The 19,538-nt window shown below is 60.6% G+C and carries 9 protein-coding genes and 1 pseudogene; 2 read left to right on the top strand and 8 right to left on the bottom strand.

The window, feature by feature from the left end:
- Positions 1 to 152 precede the first annotated feature (152 nt).
- Both ACLBXN_RS03985 and ACLBXN_RS03980 read right to left on the bottom strand, forming a co-directional pair.
- A complete protein-coding gene (locus ACLBXN_RS03985; protein ID WP_447611225.1) occupies positions 153 to 2,111 on the bottom strand; it encodes a UvrD-helicase domain-containing protein in 1,959 nt (652 codons plus the stop codon).
- The gene (locus ACLBXN_RS03980) at positions 2,108 to 4,399 is read right to left on the bottom strand and encodes an AAA family ATPase (RefSeq protein ID WP_447611224.1); all 2,292 of its coding nucleotides are present in this window, start codon (positions 4,397 to 4,399) and stop codon (positions 2,108 to 2,110) included. The genes ACLBXN_RS03985 and ACLBXN_RS03980 overlap by 4 nt, the downstream gene beginning before the upstream one ends.
- A gap of 658 nt (positions 4,400 to 5,057) precedes the next feature.
- On the opposite strand from ACLBXN_RS03980, the gene ACLBXN_RS03975 reads away from it, so the two are divergent.
- Together ACLBXN_RS03975 and ACLBXN_RS03970 are read left to right on the top strand one after the other, a co-directional pair.
- Positions 5,058 to 9,167, top strand: a complete 4,110-nt coding sequence (locus ACLBXN_RS03975; protein ID WP_447611223.1) for a PIN domain-containing protein — start codon at positions 5,058 to 5,060, stop codon at positions 9,165 to 9,167.
- Between the two features lie 119 nt (positions 9,168 to 9,286).
- Positions 9,287 to 9,501: pseudogene (locus ACLBXN_RS03970) on the top strand (IS3 family transposase); the annotation flags it as partial.
- Positions 9,502 to 9,667: 166 nt separating this feature from the next.
- Here the strand turns inward: ACLBXN_RS03970 and ACLBXN_RS03965 are convergent.
- The 6 genes from ACLBXN_RS03965 to ACLBXN_RS03940 all read right to left on the bottom strand — a co-directional run bounded on the left by ACLBXN_RS03965 (position 9,668) and on the right by ACLBXN_RS03940 (position 19,518).
- On the bottom strand, positions 9,668 to 10,831 hold the full coding sequence (locus tag ACLBXN_RS03965) for a Wadjet anti-phage system protein JetD domain-containing protein (RefSeq protein ID WP_447611222.1): 1,164 nt from the start codon (positions 10,829 to 10,831) through the stop codon (positions 9,668 to 9,670).
- Complete coding sequence (locus tag ACLBXN_RS03960; RefSeq protein WP_447611221.1) at positions 10,828 to 14,292, bottom strand: SbcC/MukB-like Walker B domain-containing protein; 3,465 nt, start codon at positions 14,290 to 14,292, stop codon at positions 10,828 to 10,830. Before ACLBXN_RS03960 ends, ACLBXN_RS03965 begins: the two co-directional genes overlap by 4 nt.
- On the bottom strand, positions 14,285 to 14,962 hold the full coding sequence (locus ACLBXN_RS03955; RefSeq protein ID WP_234686190.1) for a DUF4194 domain-containing protein: 678 nt from the start codon (positions 14,960 to 14,962) through the stop codon (positions 14,285 to 14,287). The genes ACLBXN_RS03960 and ACLBXN_RS03955 overlap by 8 nt, the downstream gene beginning before the upstream one ends.
- Complete coding sequence (locus ACLBXN_RS03950) at positions 14,959 to 16,449, bottom strand: Wadjet anti-phage system protein JetA family protein (RefSeq protein WP_447611220.1); 1,491 nt, start codon at positions 16,447 to 16,449, stop codon at positions 14,959 to 14,961. The genes ACLBXN_RS03955 and ACLBXN_RS03950 overlap by 4 nt, the downstream gene beginning before the upstream one ends.
- On the bottom strand, positions 16,431 to 17,303 hold the full coding sequence (locus ACLBXN_RS03945; protein WP_447611219.1) for a WYL domain-containing protein: 873 nt from the start codon (positions 17,301 to 17,303) through the stop codon (positions 16,431 to 16,433). Before ACLBXN_RS03945 ends, ACLBXN_RS03950 begins: the two co-directional genes overlap by 19 nt.
- A gap of 595 nt (positions 17,304 to 17,898) precedes the next feature.
- Positions 17,899 to 19,518, bottom strand: coding sequence for a TIGR04141 family sporadically distributed protein (locus ACLBXN_RS03940; protein ID WP_447611218.1), 1,620 nt, complete (start codon positions 19,516 to 19,518; stop codon positions 17,899 to 17,901).
- Between the last annotated feature and the right edge of the window lie 20 nt (positions 19,519 to 19,538).

The following is a 19,538-nucleotide window of genomic DNA, read 5'->3' as shown; positions in this document are numbered from 1 at the left end:
GTCACTCGAACTTGCTGTTGGAGTGATCGATAGCAACCGTCCGATAGGCAATCCCTCGCATGACCTTATTGCATCCACTTCCAGGTACTTCGAGGGTTGTTGCGTCGAGTCGATTCTGAACGGTAGTTCAGGCCCTGGCCTGATGCGGCGCCTCAAGGGATCTCCAAGACTTCTCCATCGACGAACCAGCCGCTATGATCCTTCGCGAATTTCAGTGCTTCGCTTGGGTTGCCGGCCCACAAAACAAGCGCAAGGGATTCACAGGCCCGGCTGCAAGTAACGTATAACAGCCGTAGACTCCGGTCGATGGTTGTTTCTTTGCCGGCCTGGACGTTGTCCAAATCGCGCTCTCCCAATTCGGTCGATCCGAACAGTTTGTCGTAGGAGATCTGGTTGCCGCCAGACTGCTCGTCATCCATGACGACCATGACGTGCGTAAACTCCGACCCTTTGACTACTTGGTGCGTGGCGAGCTCTGAGTTGCCTGCAAGGTAGCGCCGGTACCGCGCCAGTTCTGCCCATGGCGCTTCGAACAACGCGCACCACCCCCTTCGCCGTCGCGCATCGTCCGTCTCGGTTTCCCTGCGCGGAATCGGCGCAGCCGGCGGCGCCGTCTGATCGCAAAACTGCTGCAGCAACCGAGCGTCTACCTTGAAGACCTGCGCTTTGATGATGGGCGCGATGACCTCGGCGACAGTAGCGTCTGGTTTGACACACATCGCTCCAAACGCCACGATGGCCTCATACATTTCCTCGGTCCGCTCAATCCGCTGACTGGCGTCGACAGGCAATTGCTCAAGGCAGCCGGTGCGTCGCAGTATGTCGGTGGCAGCGAAGTCGTTGACGACCCCATTCGCACCCACGCAGTCCGCGAGTTGAGCAAGATCCTGGAGTATTAGGCGAACGGCCGAAGGGCCTGTGTTTTCACCTCTGCCCGACGGCGCGGCGGCGTTCGGGTCGATGAGCGTCATCGCCGTGTAGACATTCAAGAAGTCGCCACGCGCAGCAACCAGCTTGTGCTCGAGCGCGAGCGACTGATAGCCAGCAGGCGTCGCCCACGCATCGCTCTGAGCCGCCCACCGCATCTGAGCCGCAACCCAGGCTTCTTTCTGACGTTTTTCTGGTGTCGATAGGGATGCGCTTCCGATGAACAGGCGCACCGTGCCGCTGACCTTCTCGGTGCGGTGATACTGCTCGACGCCGGAAGTGGACTGTGTACGGCCGGCCAGCTTCGTAGCCCAGATCTTGTTGATGAGCTGAACTATTCGTTGCTGGCTGCGGTGGTTCATCTTCAACTCCGGCTTTGCCCAACCGGGAGGCACGAGACCAGGCAAGTCGGAATGTCCGTCCATATAGATGCGCTGCCGGTGATCACCTAGGAGGCCAAGCGTAAGGCCACTGCCCCGGGGCTCCGCCAAGGTCATCAACGATTCCAGCATGGACTTCATTGTGTCCTGGGACTCATCGATCAGGATGATCGGGTGGCGGTCTTGCAGGATAGTTCGCAGCGTCGGCCGGTTCAACAGCAGCCAAGCTGTTGCGTCCAGTACTTGGCTGTGCTGCAAGGCACCTTCTCCGTAGGTGTCCTTGTCAGGGTGGTAGACAAATGTCGGCACGCCCTTCAGGGTCTCTATGTCCGCCTCGATCTCGGCAAATTTTCTCCGGTCTGTATCGCTGACGCCCCTCGCCTTGGCTGCTGCCTTGACTTTGGCCTGTTCGAGCTGCACTCCCTTGTCAGCGATTAGCGCCTCGCGGATGTCGTCATCAAAGCCTCCGATGAGTTCCCAGCAAAATGAATGGATGGTTGAGACAGCAACAAGGTCGTTGCTTCCCAGTCGGCTGCCGATGACCGCAACAGCGTTCTTCGTATAGGTGACGACGCGTATCGATCGACCATACAAGCGCAGACAGTGGGCCAACATTCCGCCATTCTCGTGCTGCACTACGCCGGTCAACCGGCGCAACACTTCAACCAGCGTGCGCGTCTTGCCCGAGCCTGCGCCTGCAAACATGAAAAAGCTGCGTGGGGGGTGCTCCGTCAGGTATCCGCAAATTTCCTCAACGACGCCGGCGTCGCGGTCGTTGCCTTCAGGCTCCACGGCGCCGCTCATGGCGTTGTCCCCCCAGCTGGCTCAAGCTCGTCCTGTAGCCAGGCGAGAGCGTCAGCGATGTACTTCGGACAGGTCACGTTCTCACCGGCAGCGACACGCTCGAAGATGCTGGCCGCAAAATCGCCCTTGCTGAACGAACCGCGCATCAAAGCGTGAAGGTCATTCAGCAAGTCGACCGCGGTGGCAGCGCCCGCAACTGTCTCCGCCGCATCAGCCAGCGCGCCGGTCGGTAGTTTGACCTTCTTGTCATCATCATTGGCCATCTGTTGGCCGCTGGCTTTGGCAACCTCGGCTTCTTCAACCAACTTGTTCAGCCCCTTGAACCAATCGATGTTTGTCAAGATCAGCGAGTCCTCGAAGGTCGTCGGCCATTGGCCGCCCGCCTCTGCAACCGGCAGTTGCCATGCGAACCGCACCTTGCACTCCGGGGCACCAGTCCAGATGAGTTGGGCAGGAGTTGGCGCCTTAAAGTCGTCCACGTTGTGCAGCTGGGGATGCCATTCGCGCAGCGTGGCATTGCCGCACCTGAGGCCAGCCTGGCCGGTGTTCGCCGTAGCCATCCAACGCATCTTGCCTTTGGGGCCGGCCTTCTTCTCGGTCGGATCAAGGTCGGTGATGACGACAGTGGGAATCCGGAGCTTCTCGATCAGGGGCTTCAGCCTGTGGGCGTGACTGCCGCCGATGTCTAGGAAAGAAACGTAGCGGCTGTTTAATTTCTCGTACTTCAGCTCTATGAATAGCGGTACGAGCATGCGCTCTGCTACGCCTTCCACGAACAGAGCGGCGTTGGCAAACAGCAGATCGGTGTGCTGCACACGAAAGTAGCGTTCCGCGAATTGGCGCGTCTCTTCGTCGTCGCCGAACACCTCGCCCAGGTCGACGACCTCGGTGCTTGGCGTCGGATGGGCCGTCGAGGATGGGATCCGCCGGACGTACCGCAGCCGATCAAAGTCCTCGGCGTGTGCGAGATGGCTGGAATGCGTGCTAATCAACAACTGACTTCGCAGCGCGCTGGCATGAACGCCGGTGGGGCTGATGAGCTTGTGAGCCTTGTCCGGAAAGATCCGCTGCACCTGGACGTGCAGGTGAGCCTCGGGTTCCTCGATCATGACGAGGTGGACCGGCGGCGGCGAGCCCTTCTCGGGATTCATGCGCGCAGTCTTAAACGACACGAGCTGATAGCTAAGCGACTGCAGGTTTTGGTAGCCCAGGCCGATCGAGAACTCCGGCAGCATGTCTTCACCGCTCCCACCCTTCATGCTGTACTGGACGGCGGTGCTGTGGTCTAGCAGATCGGCAGTGTGAATGCGCGTCCTGAACCGAATTTCCTGCGGGTCGTGAAGGCCGGGGTAGCCGAGCAGCTTCACTTCAGCCACCGACGACGCCAAAGCATCGTGAACCTTCTGGTCCAGGTCCTTCTGCGCATTAGCGACCGCCTCAATGAGATCAGCGCGTTGCCCGTGCCCAGTCACGGCAACGTTGAGATGCTGGCGCGCGAACTTCAGGAGCTGGTTTGAAAACAGGCCTACGGGATGAGACGATGACGTGGACTTCGAGTCGGCCTCTTCCGATCCAAGGCCCCGCTGGGCGGCTACGAAGTCGACGCGGATCAGCTTGGCAAGGTGCTTGCGGTCGGCTGGCTGCGCGCCAGCCGCCAAGATCTGGGTCTGGTAGGTCTTGATCCCATGAATGGGATTGTTTGCGGCGTCGAGGTTATACGGCCTAACCTGTCCCAGCTTCTTGGGCTCGCGCAGCCAGTAGTCCAGCAGGTCGATCGGCCAAGCCTGCGACTCGCTGCTCATACCCTTCACGGGTTGGCGTGCCAAGTTGTAGGCCCAGGCCAGCTCTTGGAGCGACGCGACATCGCTGGCTGGCTCCAGACGCAAGCGAACGCCAACAGCGCCACCTTTCCAGATCAGCTTGGACAAGAAGGGTTGGACGTAGTGAAACATCCCGGCCTCGGCATCGAACCACAGATCCAACGTGGGCATTGCCGCCAGCAGCGTAGCGAGTTGGCCTTCCCAGTCGTCGTCGTCCTTCGGCGTCGCGGTCGCCGGATCCTCCGCCAATGCCTCCCATTTGACGCCAAGCGCACGCAGCCTGGGCCATTCCGATAGGCTGATGTCGAACGCGCCAAAGGGTGAGGATTCAGCAAGGAAGTGCCGTAGCGCGGTGAGGATGGCCGTCTTACCGCTATTGTTGGCGCCCACAAGAATCGTCGTCTGTGGATCCAGGTCCAACTGAACCTTGCCCAGGCGTCGGAACTTGCACAGCTCGACGTACCGCAAAGTGATGCTTCCCGATGGTGCTGCTGTCGCTGGCGGTGTTTGCACTGCTGGCGTGGTCACGTCGCTGTACCTCCCGTATATTGAGTGGCCGCGATTGCCGCGGCGTTGATACAAGAGGCTGCTATGCCGCCCGGTTGTGTCCGCGCGTGCTATGCAGAGCCCCTCCCTTTGCCTTGATTGGACTCCAAAGCAGCGGCGGCTGTCACGGAGGCGGCGGAAACCGGGTGGGGATTAACGCCTCGTCTGATGCGTGTCCGCAACAATTTGAGCAACGCCCAAGTTCGTTGAGAGGACTGATCGCCGCGGCGGCTGACGATCGACATGCCCAACCTCAACAGCAAAGAGAAACGCGCGGACCTGCCGTAGGTGCTTCACCATCCGGCCCCACACGATTCACAAAGGAGATCCATGCTGTATGCATCGAAAACCTTGATCCTTTTCTACCTAACGTTCAACTCGGTCTATTTATCTACGCACATAGGTCAGGTAACCGCTCCACCACTGCAACGGTTACCCATTTAGCTTGACCGCGCAAAGCGGGCATGTCTGGCGTCCGATCCACCTCTGCGAGCGACCGCTTAGGCTAGCCATTGCCACGTCGCCCTTAGTTTCAGCGCAACGTGGCCGCTAAGAAGAAGATTCAGGGAAAATTGTGAGCGTGCACAACATTCCACTCGAAATCCCCCCACCTAAAAACGAAACCGACTTCGAGCGCATGTGTGCTCAGGTGTACGGGGTCGTCTTCAAGGACCCCAATCCCAAGATGAACGGACGCCGCGGCCAGAAGCAAGGCGGCGTGGACGTGTTCGTCAAATCTGCGGACATAGGGCGTATCGGCATTCAGTGCAAGAAGTACACTCTAAAGCCGGTCAAGTGGGAAGACGTACTGGAGGAGGTTGCCAAGGCCGATGAGTTCAAAACGCCCATCAAGCAACTCTTGTTGGCCACGACTGCGCTTTCTGATGCTGCTTTGCTGCACAAGGTGCAACTGCTTTCGGACGAGCGGGAAGCCAGGGGCCTGTTCACCGTCGAAATCGAATTCTGGGAAGACATCTCCAACCACGTCGACACCTATGGCGTGCTGCAGGACCACTACGCACCACATACGCCCGGTGCTGCATATCACCGCCAGGAGCAGCAGCTCACGACGATTGCGGCATTAGCGCTAGAGACCAGGGACGCGATGCTGCACAGCAATGCATTGCCGCCAGCGCGCTCTGACTCTGTCGATAAGCTGATTAGCTCTCAGCTAGACCACACCAACGACTTGCTGAAGGCTTGCAAGTACCGAGACGCATTGACGCATCTCGCCACTATTGGCAAGGATTTTGCCCCCTTCGATGCCCACCAGCAGGCCCGTTGGTTCTTACAGCGAGGGCTGGCCTTATGGCTCAGTCGAGACGACAGCAAAGAGGCCGCCGAGCACTTCCTGAAAGCGTTCGCGCTGTACCCTGACGATGATCGGCTCGCTGCCGCACAAGTTCGTGGCTTGATGTTGCAAGGCCATCTTGATGAGGCCCTGGCCGCAGGCGCCAAGGCGCTGGAGCGGTTTCCTCTGTCGCAGCAGGTTTGGCTCATCGTGGCCAACGTTCGCATGGTCAAAGGCGACACCCTCATATTCGATGAGGTGCCAAACCATTTGCGGGCCGAGCCCGATGTACTTCAACTTGTGGCCATGTCCGCCCAGGCCTGCGGCAAGTTCGAAGACGCCAGTATGTACAGTTTCCAAGCAATGGAACATGAGGACGCCGGCTTCTTCACCCGGGCTACGACTCTTCGGCTTGCGGTTGAATGGGGTGTTAAGCAGCCCATCGGCGCGATGTTCAGTGCGCTGCCCCCGGCCGAGCTGAAAGCCCTGGAAAGCGCGGTCAAGCTCTTTGAACCTAGGCATGACTGTCTATGGCCTATCCAGTCTGATGCTGTGCCCGAAACAGCCGGCCATCTGGGATATGCACTCCTGCTACAGCGCCGCTTTCAGGACGCGTTGGACCTGGCCATCGAAGCGGACGCTCACGGCGTTAAGACGCCTGAACTGCTGCGCACGCGGGTGAGTGCACTGTCGGAATTGCACCGGTTGGATGAAGTGCAGGCGCTAGGACAAGAGCGGCTTGCCGAATTCAACGCCGAAGCTCTGGTTGCCTTGGGCGAGTTCGCCGCCAGCAAAGGTGCTGTAGACCTGCTGGCCAGCGCAGCTGAGGCTGCGAAGGCATTGACTCCGGCACACGCGGAGACCGTGGAAATCCTGACAGCCCTACGTTGGGAAGCATTGAATCGCGCGGGCGCAATGGATATCGCCGTCCAGGAAATACTGGCTGCAGACATCGCCGTTCAGGGAAGTTTCATCACCGCTTGCGTGGCGGCCCGAGTACTAAAGAGCGCCGGGCGTGTGTTGGAAGCCGAGGCAGTCGTCGGCAGGGCTAGAGCCCTCGTGACAGTAGATAGCCCTGATCCCGACCAGCTGATGCTGGCCGAACTGCTTTACAGCGCTCACCAATGGGCCGAGGCTGCGATTTGGTATGCGCGCTTGGTCCCATCTGGGAAGCTTTCTGAATTGCAAAACCGACTCCTGTCCTGCTACGTGCGCTCTCACAATCGGCGCAAGGCCAAGGATTTGCTAAGCCGTCTACCGTTGGAGTGGATTGAGAACGACGACACGCGCAGCCTGGCAATTGACCTCGGGCAGCAAGCGGGTGACTGGACGTTCCTTCAGCCACTGGCGGAAGCGCAGGTTCGCAAAGCGCCGCTTCTTGCCAAAAGTTGGCTGTTCAAGCTTCTCGTTGCTTTGCATGCTTCGACTCCGGCCCAGTTCCAGGTCGACCTTAGGGACGTGCCCGAGAACCTTGACGGCTCCATTCGCACCCTGGCCCAGCTAAGCTCATTCGAACTGCGTTATGGCGAGCCGGAGCGGGGGCTGCGCCGGTTGTACCGCACGGCACGCGTCAACTTTGACGAAGCAGAAGCACTGTCGACCTACTTCCTCGCCATCGTGATGGGTCCGGCCGACTTGCCCTTGATGAATGACGAGCTACCTACTGTGGTGGTGGGCAGCGCGGTGACGTTGGTAGATGAGCAGGGCAACACCTTCCAAATCATCATTGACCCGGACCATGTTGCGGATGCTCCGAAGCGGGAAGGCTTTTTTGCGCCGGCCTCCGAGGAAGCCATTGCGCTGCTCGGTGCTGAGCTAGAACAAGCCGTGGACGTTCCGACGCAAGCACTCGGGGGAGTGAAGCGCTTTAAGGTGTCCGCGATTCAATCGGCATATCGTCGCATGTTTCACCTGGCCCAAGAGCGCGCACACTCGCTAAGTGGCCTGCCGAACATGAAATCGGTGCCTATTGGAACATCGGGCGATATCGAAAGGGACTTCGCTTACCTGCTTGCGGAACTCAAGCGGTCCACCGAGGTATCGAAGGAGCTGCTTGAGCACTATGGCCGAGGCGCAATGACCCTGGGTGGCTTCTCGCACCGTAATGGGAGTTCCTCCGTTGATGTGGCTGTTGGATGGCCGGCCGAGGGACCAGCCATCTTCACTTCAGCAGGAACGGAAGAAGAGCGGCAAGAGGCCCTTGAACTGCTTGCCCGAAAGGATGCAACCTACGTCGTCGATTCCGTGACTATTGCGGAGTTGGTCAATCTGGGGATTCAGGATTTGCTGGGGCTGCTCCCGAAGGTTCTCATCACCCCAGTGACCAAAGAAATCCTTGAAGCGCGGCTCACTGAAGATAGAGACCGGCGCAGCGTGGGGACGGCAACTGAGATCGAGGGCCGTATAGCGGTCGTTGAGCTGGAAGAAAGACACCGCGAAAAACGGATTGAATTCGCCAATGCGATGCTGGCCGTGGTCGATAAGTACTGTACGGTGCAGCCGGCCTATGGCGAGCTGCCTGTGGCCGAAGACTTCCAGGGGCTGGCGGACGTGTTGCAACACGAAGAGCTGGAACTGCTACTGCTGGCGCAGGCTAACCAGGCCATCTTGCTGACCCTGGATGGCCGACTGCGGGCGTTGCTGAAGCAGACGGCCCAAATACCCGGCGTCTGGCCGCAGGCGCTACTGATGTACGGAGTGCATGCGGGAGCTATCAACCCGGTCCAGAGCGCCAAGGCCACCACGCAGATGTTCTTGAGCAACAGAGTCTTCGTGGCCCTGACGGCAGGTGATTTCATATGGATGCTGCTTCAGGGCGGTACCTACGTGCAGTGGGGAATGCAGCGATTCAAGCGCAATTTGGCTTCGGGCGACGCCGACTTCGAGTCCACGATCCTGATGACCTTGGAGCTCCTTAAGCGAATTTCGCGGCTCCAAATCCAGTTGAGTGCCTTCGGCGAATTGCTGGTGCACCTCGTCGAAGCGGCCTTGCGGCACAAGCGGTGCCCGCCGGATTTCCTCGAAAAAATCGGATATTTTCTGGAGGATTTGACCGAGGATCTAGCCCCCGTTTTGCAGCCCTATCCGGTGGCAAATGCGAGTCGGGCACAACGCGTGAATTTGCAACGACGCTTTCTATCAGAGAAGCTCGAAGAGGCTCGCATGCTCGCCGAGCAGCCTCAAGTCGACAAGCCTGTTGCAATCCGCGTCCTATACTGCACAAAGCTGCCGCAGATCATGCTGGACACCAAGGTCGGAGAGCCCGCGGCGGCTGCCGAACCCGGGGAGCCAGGAGCCTCACTCCAGCCTGAAGCGGATGCACAGTCCAAGCCACCGTCGAAAAACAAGAAGACCGAGTCCGCATATTTGGTGTCGGCACCAGCAGCATATCGACGATGAACTGCTCAATTTCAATTGGTCAGTAATTGCTGGGAGTGCAGAGGCGCTGCTGAGATAGCCTCCTGAATCTCCGGACACGGTCCATCGCTTATCTTTGAGATAGACATAGGACTGTACATATGACTATGCATACAGAGACGATTGAGGTCACCATCTGAGACCAGCGCAGATGGCCTTGGTTCGCAAGGCGTATGAACCCGGCATGAGCGTCTCGCTCGTGCCCCGCCAGGAAGGCGTTTCAGCAAGCCTGCGGTTTACTTGGCCATGGCTGGAGCGCGAAGGTGCGCTGGTAGCTGTTGGCGCAGGAGAGGCGGTCGTGCCGGCTTGCCAAGTCACTGGAGGCTGAAGCCAATCAATACGCCGGTATGCGGCCCGCAAAGCAGTGGAATGGTCAAGAGCTTCGTCAACACCTTTAGGGAGACATCTCTAAGGCGTGGAGCGCCGAAGCGAGTGAAATTGACACAGAGTCCATGGCTCGTTTTGATAAGACGACGCGCAGACTATCCTTCCTGCTCCGCCACGAAGCCATGCTTGAGAATCTCGGCCGCGACGTCATGCCAACCTGCGGCTTGGGCGTAACGCCCCATGTGCTCAATGACTTTCCCCGAAGCATCGCGACGCTGGGACTCGGGAACCTCCGAAGGCTTCATCTTCCAGGGCTTGAGAGGCCGGTGCCGGGCACGCGCCAACTGGGCAATGAAAGCTGCGATCCGGAAGCCCCCTTCATCGACATCGCCCCAGTGAAAGATTTGCACGTCGGCAGGAAGTGAAGCCAGCAGGCGGTCGTACATGGCACTCCAGCTGGGGGAAGGCATGCCGCCGGTGTAGATCAACAGGTCCTCGGCTTCGCTCGATGTCCGGGCAAGTGCTGAGAATGTCGTGAGGTTCTCGATCGTGATCACCTTGGCCGGTACGGAAGCCAGGCTCAGGATGGTCTCGGCCGGGAGTGCGCTGTAGGGCGTGTCGAGGACTGCCGTCACGCGCGAGCGCTGGACCACGACCTTGCCAGCGAGTCGGACAGGCTGCGGCTCCTTGTAGAGACCCAGCTCCTGCAGGACCTCGGTGGGCTCGCGCGGCTCTCCGTCGATGCTACCGGTCAGCAGCACGTCCATTTCTGGCACGAGTTTTTCCAGGCGCTTGCTGTTCCTGAAGATGCGCGCGCTGGCATCTCGCAGCGCGGTCTCGAGACTTCCACCACTGACGACCGCACGGCACCACCCAATAGCCTTGCAGGCGTCCGTCCAGTCCGCGCAGTCCTGCGGTCCGCTGCCCCGCACGGTCTTCAGCGAGGCCCATCGCTCGACGACCTCAGCCAGCACGGGAAACTCGGCATGCCAGACCCGGAGTCGCTCGGCGGCGCCGCTGACCACGGTTGACGCGGTCTCGGTTTCCAGCAGGCCGGCGAGCTTGGCGATATCGACCAGATCGACACGCTCGATGAAGCCGTCTCGGTTGCCTGGCGGCCAGTAAAGACGGATCGCCCCTATAGCCTGTGCATGCTTCAGGGATGCGTCGAACTCCTCCTTCTCGGACAGGGACCGCAACGCCTGGTAGTCCTTCAGATGGCGGGCCGTCAAGCTCGGCATCTTCTTTGCGACACCGGCCACTTTCCGGTCTGCTTGGCGGAGGAGCTGCTTGAGGGCGGTTCTCGCGAGTTCCTTCATGGCGCTGCGGCAGGCGCGGAGCCATCGGATCCCGCCTGGGGCTTGGCCGAGTACATGGTCGCAAGCTCCTCATCGATCAGGTTCGGGTTGAACTCGGGCAAGTCCGAACGGAAGAGGTCGCGGACCTCCTGGCTGATCTGGTGGCCTTCGAGCACCACGATGTTCGAATCCGAGTCGCGCATGATGTCGTAGTAGTCGGTGAGAAAGGCCGTGAGGGTGCCCAGGGCCTCGCCTGTGCTGGCCATCAGGACCTGCAGCCGCAGCTCTTCGAAGTAGCGCATAGTGGCCGTGATGTTGCGCGTGTCCATCTTCATGAACGCCTCATCCAACAAGATGAGGCGCAGGCCGCTGTCGTCTCCGGCCTGCAGCTGGTAGGCTGAAGCGACGGCGGCACCGGCGATGACATACAGCGGCGCACGATGTTCCCCGCCCGAGCCGGTATGCACTCGCTGGCTCAGCAGGCCAACACGAATCGGCGTCGGATTGCCGGGCGACTCACGAAGTACTTCGACGTCGAAGTCGAAGAACTCGCGGTAGTCGTCCAACGGCGACTTCACGGCGCGTGAGGCTTCCACCTTGTCCTTCAGGAGCTCGTCGAATGCCAGTGGCATCTCTCCAGCACCGCCTAGCAGGTCGTCGACCGGCCCATGGACCGCCACGTCCTTAATGAACTTCAGCAGGTTCTCGAAGGCCGGCCGCGTCTCCTTCTTGAACCGGTAGCGCTCGCCATTGGTGAAGGCCGGCGCGGCCGCCAGCGCCGTGTTCATGCGGGTCATGGTTGCCTCCAGCCAGGTGATGTGCTCGTTGAGGTCGAGTGCAACGTTGCTACGGAAGGTGCTCTTGGCCGCGTCCATTGCCTGGGCCATTTCCTGCTTCCGGTCCGCCAGGCCCGTTTCGTTGAGCACGATCACGTGTCGGCTGATGTATTCGGCGGCGGCGCGCCAATCCTGGGACGGCTCCTGGACATGCTGTTCATTGAATTCGAGTGTGAAGGCACCGAAGCCCAGCAGGCCCTTGTTGCGGGCTTCGTTGAAGTTTCTCTGGGCATTCTGCTCACTGCTCGCGGCAGCGTTCTGGATGGCGCCAAAGTCCTCGCCGAACCTCTCTAACAGGCGATCCCACTGCACGGATGCGAAATCGCTGTCGTAGCCAGGCAGTGTTCGGGCTGCATCGGCGCGATGGCCCGCCTGCTCCTGCTCTTCGCGACGGCGTTGGGTCGCCTCCTGCTTCTGATCGTGGAAGGTCTTTGCGCCGCCGACGCGGGTGCTCGCAGCGGCAACTTCCTCGTTGGCGAGGTTCACGGCGGCAAGCGCCGAATCTGCGGCCTCGCTGAGGCGTTGGTACTCGGTGGTATCGAGCGCGGCGAGGCGCTGCTCGAAGTCGGCAAGGCTGGTCTGCTCCGCAACCAAGCTTGACGCCGAGCGCTGCAGCGCGGCGGCGTTCTCGTTCTCGTCGCCGACGTAGAGGCTCAGCAGCCCCATGCCCGCCTTGAGTTGTGCCTCCTCCTGCTTGCGCGTGGCAAGGTCGCGGGCCAGTTCGTCCAGGCGCTTGGCGACGGCCTCACGCATCTTGCTCATGTCCGGACCGATCTTCAGCATGATCGGCGAGACCGGCTGGATGCGATCGAGGTCGCCATCGGCGATGCGCATCCCGTCGGTGGTCAGCGCAAAGCTGTGACGCATGCAGTCGTCCACAGTGTCCGCGCGCATGAAGCGAAGGTGTTTATGGGCAAACGAGATCGCGCGCGGATCCGAGCCGGTCACCAGCTCAGCCACCCAGCCCGGCGTCAACGGTCCCAGGTCGCGGATAGTGCTGGAACGAACGATCTTGACCCCGTAAATCTGTGTGGAACGGTAGAGGTTGAACGCTTCGCGCTCGTCGCGCCGCTCAACGAGCAGTGCCTGGACATTGACGCGGCCCAACTGGGCTTCGATGACGGGTTGCCAGTCTGCGTCGGTCACTTTGAGGAGATCGCAGATTGGCGTGGACTGTATACCCACTTCAGACAGGCGGCGCTGCAAGGACGACACGGACGAGTCCAGCGGCGGCTTGCCGGCCGCAATACGGCGCTGGTTCTCCTGCGCCTCTTTCTGCTCTCCCTCCAGCGTCCGGATCTGCGCCGCGACATCCATCATTTCCTTGAGCATTTCGTTGCTCAGCACCTTGGCGGCTCGGCAGGCTTGCCTGACCACCACGGTCAGGGCTTCGCCATCCTCGAGACTGCCTCGGTCGAGGAATCCCTGAATCGCTTGGCGCGCGATGTTGAGCTTCTCGTCACAGTCGGGGACGGCCTTGCCCATGACGGGCGTGCCAAGCGCGCGCTTCAGGCCTTCGAGAGTCGCACGAATCTCGCCCCGCTGCTGATCCGCGCGGGCCCTGGCCGATGCGATCGACTCGTTGAGGTGAACGCTCTGGCCGTGCGCCTGGTGCTGGTCACGGTGTGTCGCCGCCGATGCTGCCCGCAGCTGGAGCTCGTCGCGCCGCTGGATCGCCCCTGACTTGGCGGTCTCAGCGCTGTCGAGCGCTACCGCCGCCTTGCCTTCATCCTCCTCGGCACGGGTCACCGCGACGTTTGCGAGCTCGTGGTAGGCCTGCAGCGCGACGGCCTTCCAGGTGATGGACTTGCGCTCTTCCGAGGCGGCGCGCTCAAAATGTTCTTCCAGCTTCCGGGCTTCGGCCAACTTGTGCTCGATGGCCGCCACCTTGGCCGCCAGTTCCTTGAAGCCGCGCAGCATGTCCAGGAATGCCTTGGTCTTCGTCGGCCGGGACTCCAGCACCTGGCGCCGAATGATGTCGTCGACCGAATGGTCGAACTTCATGCGCAAGGCGAACCGGAAGGCCTGACGGAACGCATCCGCGCGCGGCAGGCTGCGCTTGCCGCGCAGCCGGAACAGGATGGCATTGAGGAACTTGCCAGCGTCCGCGAATAGGAACTCCTCGTCCGGCGCAGCCGAGAGCAGGGGGCGCCGCACCAGTTGCTGGCGGAACGTTGGCCAGTCGCGCGGGTAGGGTTCGCCGTCAACCATCTCCAGGTGATCGTTGAGCGAGAGATCGAATGGGACGAGGTAGCGCCCCAGGATCTCATGGTCCGGTCGGGTCGCGCTCGCAGCGATGCACATGCCCGCTGAAACCATGTCCCGGGTTTCGTCGTCGAGGAAGGTTAGTGTGATGTAGGTCGTGGCCTCGTCGCGGGCGCGGCCATGGCCGGACTTGTCCAGTTCGCCGAGGCAATAGCTTCGCAAGGTGCGCGTGTTGCTGTTGCCTTCGTCGGCCTGGGCGTTGTAGACGGCACCGCTGCCTCGGCTGAAGTTGCCGCCGAACATGACGGTCTGCACAGCGTCGAGCAGGGAGGACTTGCCGCTGCCGTTGGCCCCGAAGATTCCGGTGATCGTGCCGACCTCGACCTGGCGCGCCTCGTAGAGGTAGAAGTTGACGACTTTGATCTGGATCAGCTTAAACATCGAAGTCCTCCCCATCCTCTTCGGTGTCCGCTCCGCCTGCCCCGGCATGCGCCTCTGTCAGCGGATCGGTGCCCTTCGCAGAGGCCCACGCAGCCAGGCGCTCAAGCGCTGCTTCGCCAAGTACCTCGACGATGCCGGGACGAATGAGGATCACATAAGGCTGTTCCACGCTGGCCGCGACGACGGCGCGGTCATCGGTTTCTGAGCGGGCAATGCCCCATCGGCGCATGCTCGTGATCAGCGACAGCAGTCGCGTGCCTGATGGAAGTTCGCGGCCACCCGTGGACTGTCGGTACTTGATCCCCAAGGTGACTAGGTCGCATTCCACTTCGCCGTCTTCATTGTGGTTCGCGATGCGTGACTCCTCGTCATGGATCTTGCGCAAGACCAACGCCAGCAGGGTCTGTTCGACCGTGGCGTGCTGCTTGATGTGCGAGGGGATCGCGCAAACGTAGCGCAGGTTGGTGTTGAAACGCAGCACGATGCCCAGCGGTGCCAGGGCCCGCTTGAACTCGGCGTGGAACTCGCGGACGAGGCCGTATGCCGTGCGACTTCTGCGGTCGACCTGGTAGAGCACCTGCTCCGAGATGAGCCGGTAGGCAATTGCCTCGAAATCCTCTTCGCGAACGACGCCCTTGGTCGCCTCCTCTGCCTGGGTCCAGAAACTCACTTCTTTCCCTCCTTGGGTGTCGCGATATCGAAGGCCACATGACTGATCTCACTCGGCACGGCGTCGACGCCGGTACGCAGGATCTTGAACTTGTTAACTGTCAGACGGGCGTTGGCCTTGAGCTGCGCGCTGTTCGAACCGACCGCGGCAGACACCGTGCACAGCGACTGGAAGGCCCTAACGTTCTCGATCGAGCCGACGTCGAACTCTGTGCTGGCCATACGCTCGCGGCCGTTCAGCTGCCGGCGGATCAGGTCTGCCAATATGGGGGGTGACATGAGGCGACGATTGCGCGCCTTCAGCTGCAGCCGCGCCCGTGCCTCCTGAGTCGGTGACATCACCTGCTTGCGCAGGGCCCTGGGCGGCGCGCGCTCGATCGGCACCTTCGGCAGCATCAGGCGCTCGCCGCACAGGGCCTCTTCGGCAGGGAAGGGAGTGGCGGAAACGTACTCCGCATCGCATTCAGTGACGGCCTTGATGGCGTGGTCGATGAGCTCCTCGAGTGGACGGGCGGCTCGCAGGCGGTAGTCCAGGAAGGCCATCGCCATGCGGGTTGCGCGGCGCACTTCTTCATCAAGGCGGTCCAGGTACTCGTCGATGCGCGACAGCTCCTCGATCTTGAGGATGTCACGCTGCAGCAGCGCCTTGGCTCGAAGCTCGTCGCCGGGCGCACGCTTGCTGGCGTACCAAGCAAGTACCCGGTTGCGGACGAACTCGTTGGACTGGATGGTCTCGACCATCGCCAGGATCTCTTGCCGACGCGACAACGGGTGATCGCGGGTTCGCAACTCCTTATAGTCGCCGATGAACATCTTAACGACGAAGTCCTCGAAGAAGCGCCGCACGAACTCACCGGTGGACTGCTGGCCGCTCAGTTCCGTCATCAGATCTCGGACGCTGGTGCCGGCGACCCGGACATGCTCCATCAACGCCCGGGTCTGCTGGGCTGCCTCCTGCAGCGTGGAGCCGTCCGCGCCTTCCTCCAACACTAGCTTGATGTTGGCCTCGATGCTTCGCACTTTGCCGGCGACGAAGACAGGGCCGGTATGCGCAAATTCGATTAGCCGCGTCGCGAACTGGGCGACGGCGGGTGCCATGGTGACCATGTCGCGCACGCCGACCTTGTCCACCCGCATCCATCCGCAGTCCTTCAGGCGGTGAAAGATCGCCAGCGCCTGTGTGTTCAGTGGCGTGCCCGAGGCAAGTGCGCCAAAGCCGTCGTCTGCTTCGTCCCAGGCTCCCATGTCCTGGAGCTCCTGGACAATCTCGCGCACGATGTCGGTCATCGTGAAGCCGTTGCTGGGCGGCAGCGGGGCTTCGGGACCGAACCTGCGCGCATGCAGCGCGCATAGCAGGGTCCAGTACCGCATGCGGTTCGTCGACGCCAACGGCGCGAACAGCCGCTCGGGCAGCACCCTGAACAGCGGTGCGTAGCGCTCAGCGACGACTTCCTGTCTGAGTTTCTCTGCTAAGTCGGGAACAACCATTCCTTGCACTCCTCCTTATTGTCGAGTGCGAGTTGATAGTCAGGAGGCAACTGCCGCTCTATGTCTGTAGCGGCTCGAAGCTCCTGGATGAAGTAGGGGACGAGGGGGCCTCGGCACGTCGTGCTGCGCGCGGCCATCCCGGCGAAGTACTCCCGCCGGACCAGCTGAATCTGTTCCGCTGACAAGGCCGGATGCGCGACGAGGCGCACTTTCACCGAGCGATTCCACTTCGCGTCATCGGTACTGCGATGGCTGCTGGCCTGCTCGGTCAGTAGCACGTCGCTCATCCGCCCCAGCACGAAGTCCCGGAAATCTCGGCGCTCGACGCAGTACCCACGGACGTGCCAGCGGCGACCGGCCCGGATGATGGAGTGGGGCTCGATAACACGGGCGTGGACAGAGGGGCGGCTCATTGACGAGTAGTTAAAGCCGATGCGCACGTTGTCCTTGATCGCTAGGCGCAGTCGCGAAAAGATGTAGGGCGATACCCGCGAGAAGTCCCACGGCAAGATCAGGGCGGAGTCGCCGTCCAGGACGCCGATGTCAGGCTCGGCCCCACCCATCAGTTCAACAGCAGCCGCTTCACTCTTCTCGATGGCACGATAGGCGGCGCGGGTCGTCACAAGGCTGCGCAGTCTGCTGTCCCACTCCACCCAATCCGGTCGCGCCTCGCGGAACTCCTTCAGCCACTCCGAAGCGCGGGTTCCACTCAACCCGAACAGCTCCATCAGCCGAGCACGCGACAGACGGCCCTCCCAGATCAGCAGGCGCGCGACCCGCTCGATGCGTTCGTCCTGAACGTCTGATCGCCGATCGATCACGGTTTCAGTTTGATTGCGGGGGCGGTTCGCCATAGACTAGTTTGTGTACGGTTTTTCGTAGCATACGCTTTTTCGTTCTTTTGGGCCAGGTGCTTACCCTTCGCTATGGGCGCTCGGGGCGGCGCCCCATGTGGCCAACATCAGTGCATGTGCTGCCCGCTCTGGTGATGGCGATGTTTGCGCGGGTCAAGCCATCAGGATGACATGGAGAGCCTATCCATCCGGGTCTCGGGGCTGCAAGTTTGGAAACGATCACTGGCACGGCGCGGGCGTCCGGTAAATGTCCTACCCCTCCAGTAGAGCCACCATTTGGGCCAGCGCTTGTCGCCGGGGCCAAGGACTGCTTAGCGCCATGCAGCGTGAGTTCGCCTGTTGGCGGCGGTCGGCGCCAACCGCTGCAAAGCGGAAGTAGCCTGCGGCATGCCGCTTTCGGTGGAACGCGACCCTTCGCAGCAGGAGTGCCGACCTGCAGCTCTTTTGCGCAGAGCACCAGTCGGCCATCGGCCATCGACTGCAGTCGTTGCGCACCGTTACCGAGTTTTACTTGTCGACAGATAGCTGAGGGGCGTGAAGCACCAGCAACAGAGTGCCCTTTGAACTTCCGTTTATCCCTGCGCGGGCTTCCTGATCAAGTGGCTAAGCGCCGTGTCGTCGGAGCGCCAGCGATCGAAACCCGGAATCCGCGTTGGGTGAGGTTTTCGAATGCCTTCGACAGGTTCACCTTGCTAAAAAACGGTAAGTTCTGCTTGAGCGTCGCATTGCCCTCGCCTAGGATTAGAAAAACAATTTCATAGTCAGCGCTCTTGACTGTGTCCAAGGGCACGAGATCACGTGCAGCCGGATTTACCCCGCGTAGCACCTTTCGCGCCTTTTTGCGGAACGCTTTGTCGCCGAGCATGATTTCAGCAGCTACACCGCCCTGAGCAAAGAGATGGCTCAGTCCAGCCGATCCGCCCTTGCGATGCTTTACGTGCACCAATTGCTTGGCAGGAGTCAGCAGGTCGCAGAGTTCTATGGACGATGTAGCCCGGTCGGTCTTGACAAGCTTCTTGTCCAACAGGAAGTAGCCATGCGCTGCGGCCGCTCGAGTGTTGTACTCGCCCTCGGACTCAATTTTCGATTTATCTCCGTCATCCCACACTTCAACTGCCGGAAATGCAAGGGTGGATATCTGAACCAAGTCCAATGTCTCTGTAATACGGCCAATGAATGTCGCATCAACCTCATACCACTTACCATCGAAGATGATGTTCGTTTTGCCGCCGTCGGCGATCTCGAAGTAGATGCAGCGATACACCGGGTGTTCGGTAATGTTGCCATCGACGTCGTGGACAAAAAGCCGGTCGCGCTTCAGACCCTCGACGGTTAGGCGCGCCAGATCAGGAATGGTGTCGAGGTAGTCGGCCGAATGAATGACGGGACGCACACCGTCTTTGTTCCGCGTAAAGCTGAAACCAAGGATCGTGTCCCATGTGCCAATCTCCGGCAGTGTGACCATGACTCCAGGATTGCGCGCGGAGACAGCTTGAACCAGCTGCGCGTTCAGCGCATTGATCGAGGCATCATCCTTGACCTTACGGACGTTGTCCACCCACGAGAAGGACGTCTTGTAGTCGTCATTGTTGTAATAGCCTTTGATGCGGCGGGCCAACTCCGGGAAATCTGCGGCTTCCATTTCGGCGCCAAATGAAAACATCGCATCTCCACCGGCGATCTGCATAAGGTCAACTCCGCGTTTGGGAACGCCCGTCACAGCGCGAAGAACATCCCGCAGGATGTCGATCCCGAAGACGCCTACCTCCGAGTCGCGAGCAGCCTGAGACTTCTTCTGAACAGGCTGGTCTTCGAGGGTATGCAAGTCGACGCTACGCAGTGATTTGTCGTCGAGTGTGTTGAGTGCTGTACGGAGGCCAAAGTCCTGAACGAACAGCGACTGATCGATCAAATACCGGCCGTAGCCAAAGGTAAAGGCAAAGACGTCGCCTTCCACCCGAAGCAATAGCACCGCCGAACTCGATCGATTTGCGAGATCGGGTATGACGCGGCCCGCAACCTCGTCGAGCACAGGACCCCAACTAGGCCTTTTCTCCGCGCTTCGTCTCACGTAAATGACTCCGTCGATACCTAGGGTGTCTGCCATGGGGTAGGTGTCCACTGGTGCATCAGCAAGCAGATCCGCAAACAACATTTGGCCATCGCCTAAGGGCTTTGCCATAAAAAGGTTCAGGCGGCGATAGCTTTTAGCCATCTCATTCTCCCAATTGAGTT

It is taken from the genome of Comamonas sp. C24C, assembly GCF_053345995.1.
Note: the sequence above shows the minus strand (reverse complement) of the source record. Positions and strands in the feature narration are given on the sequence as shown.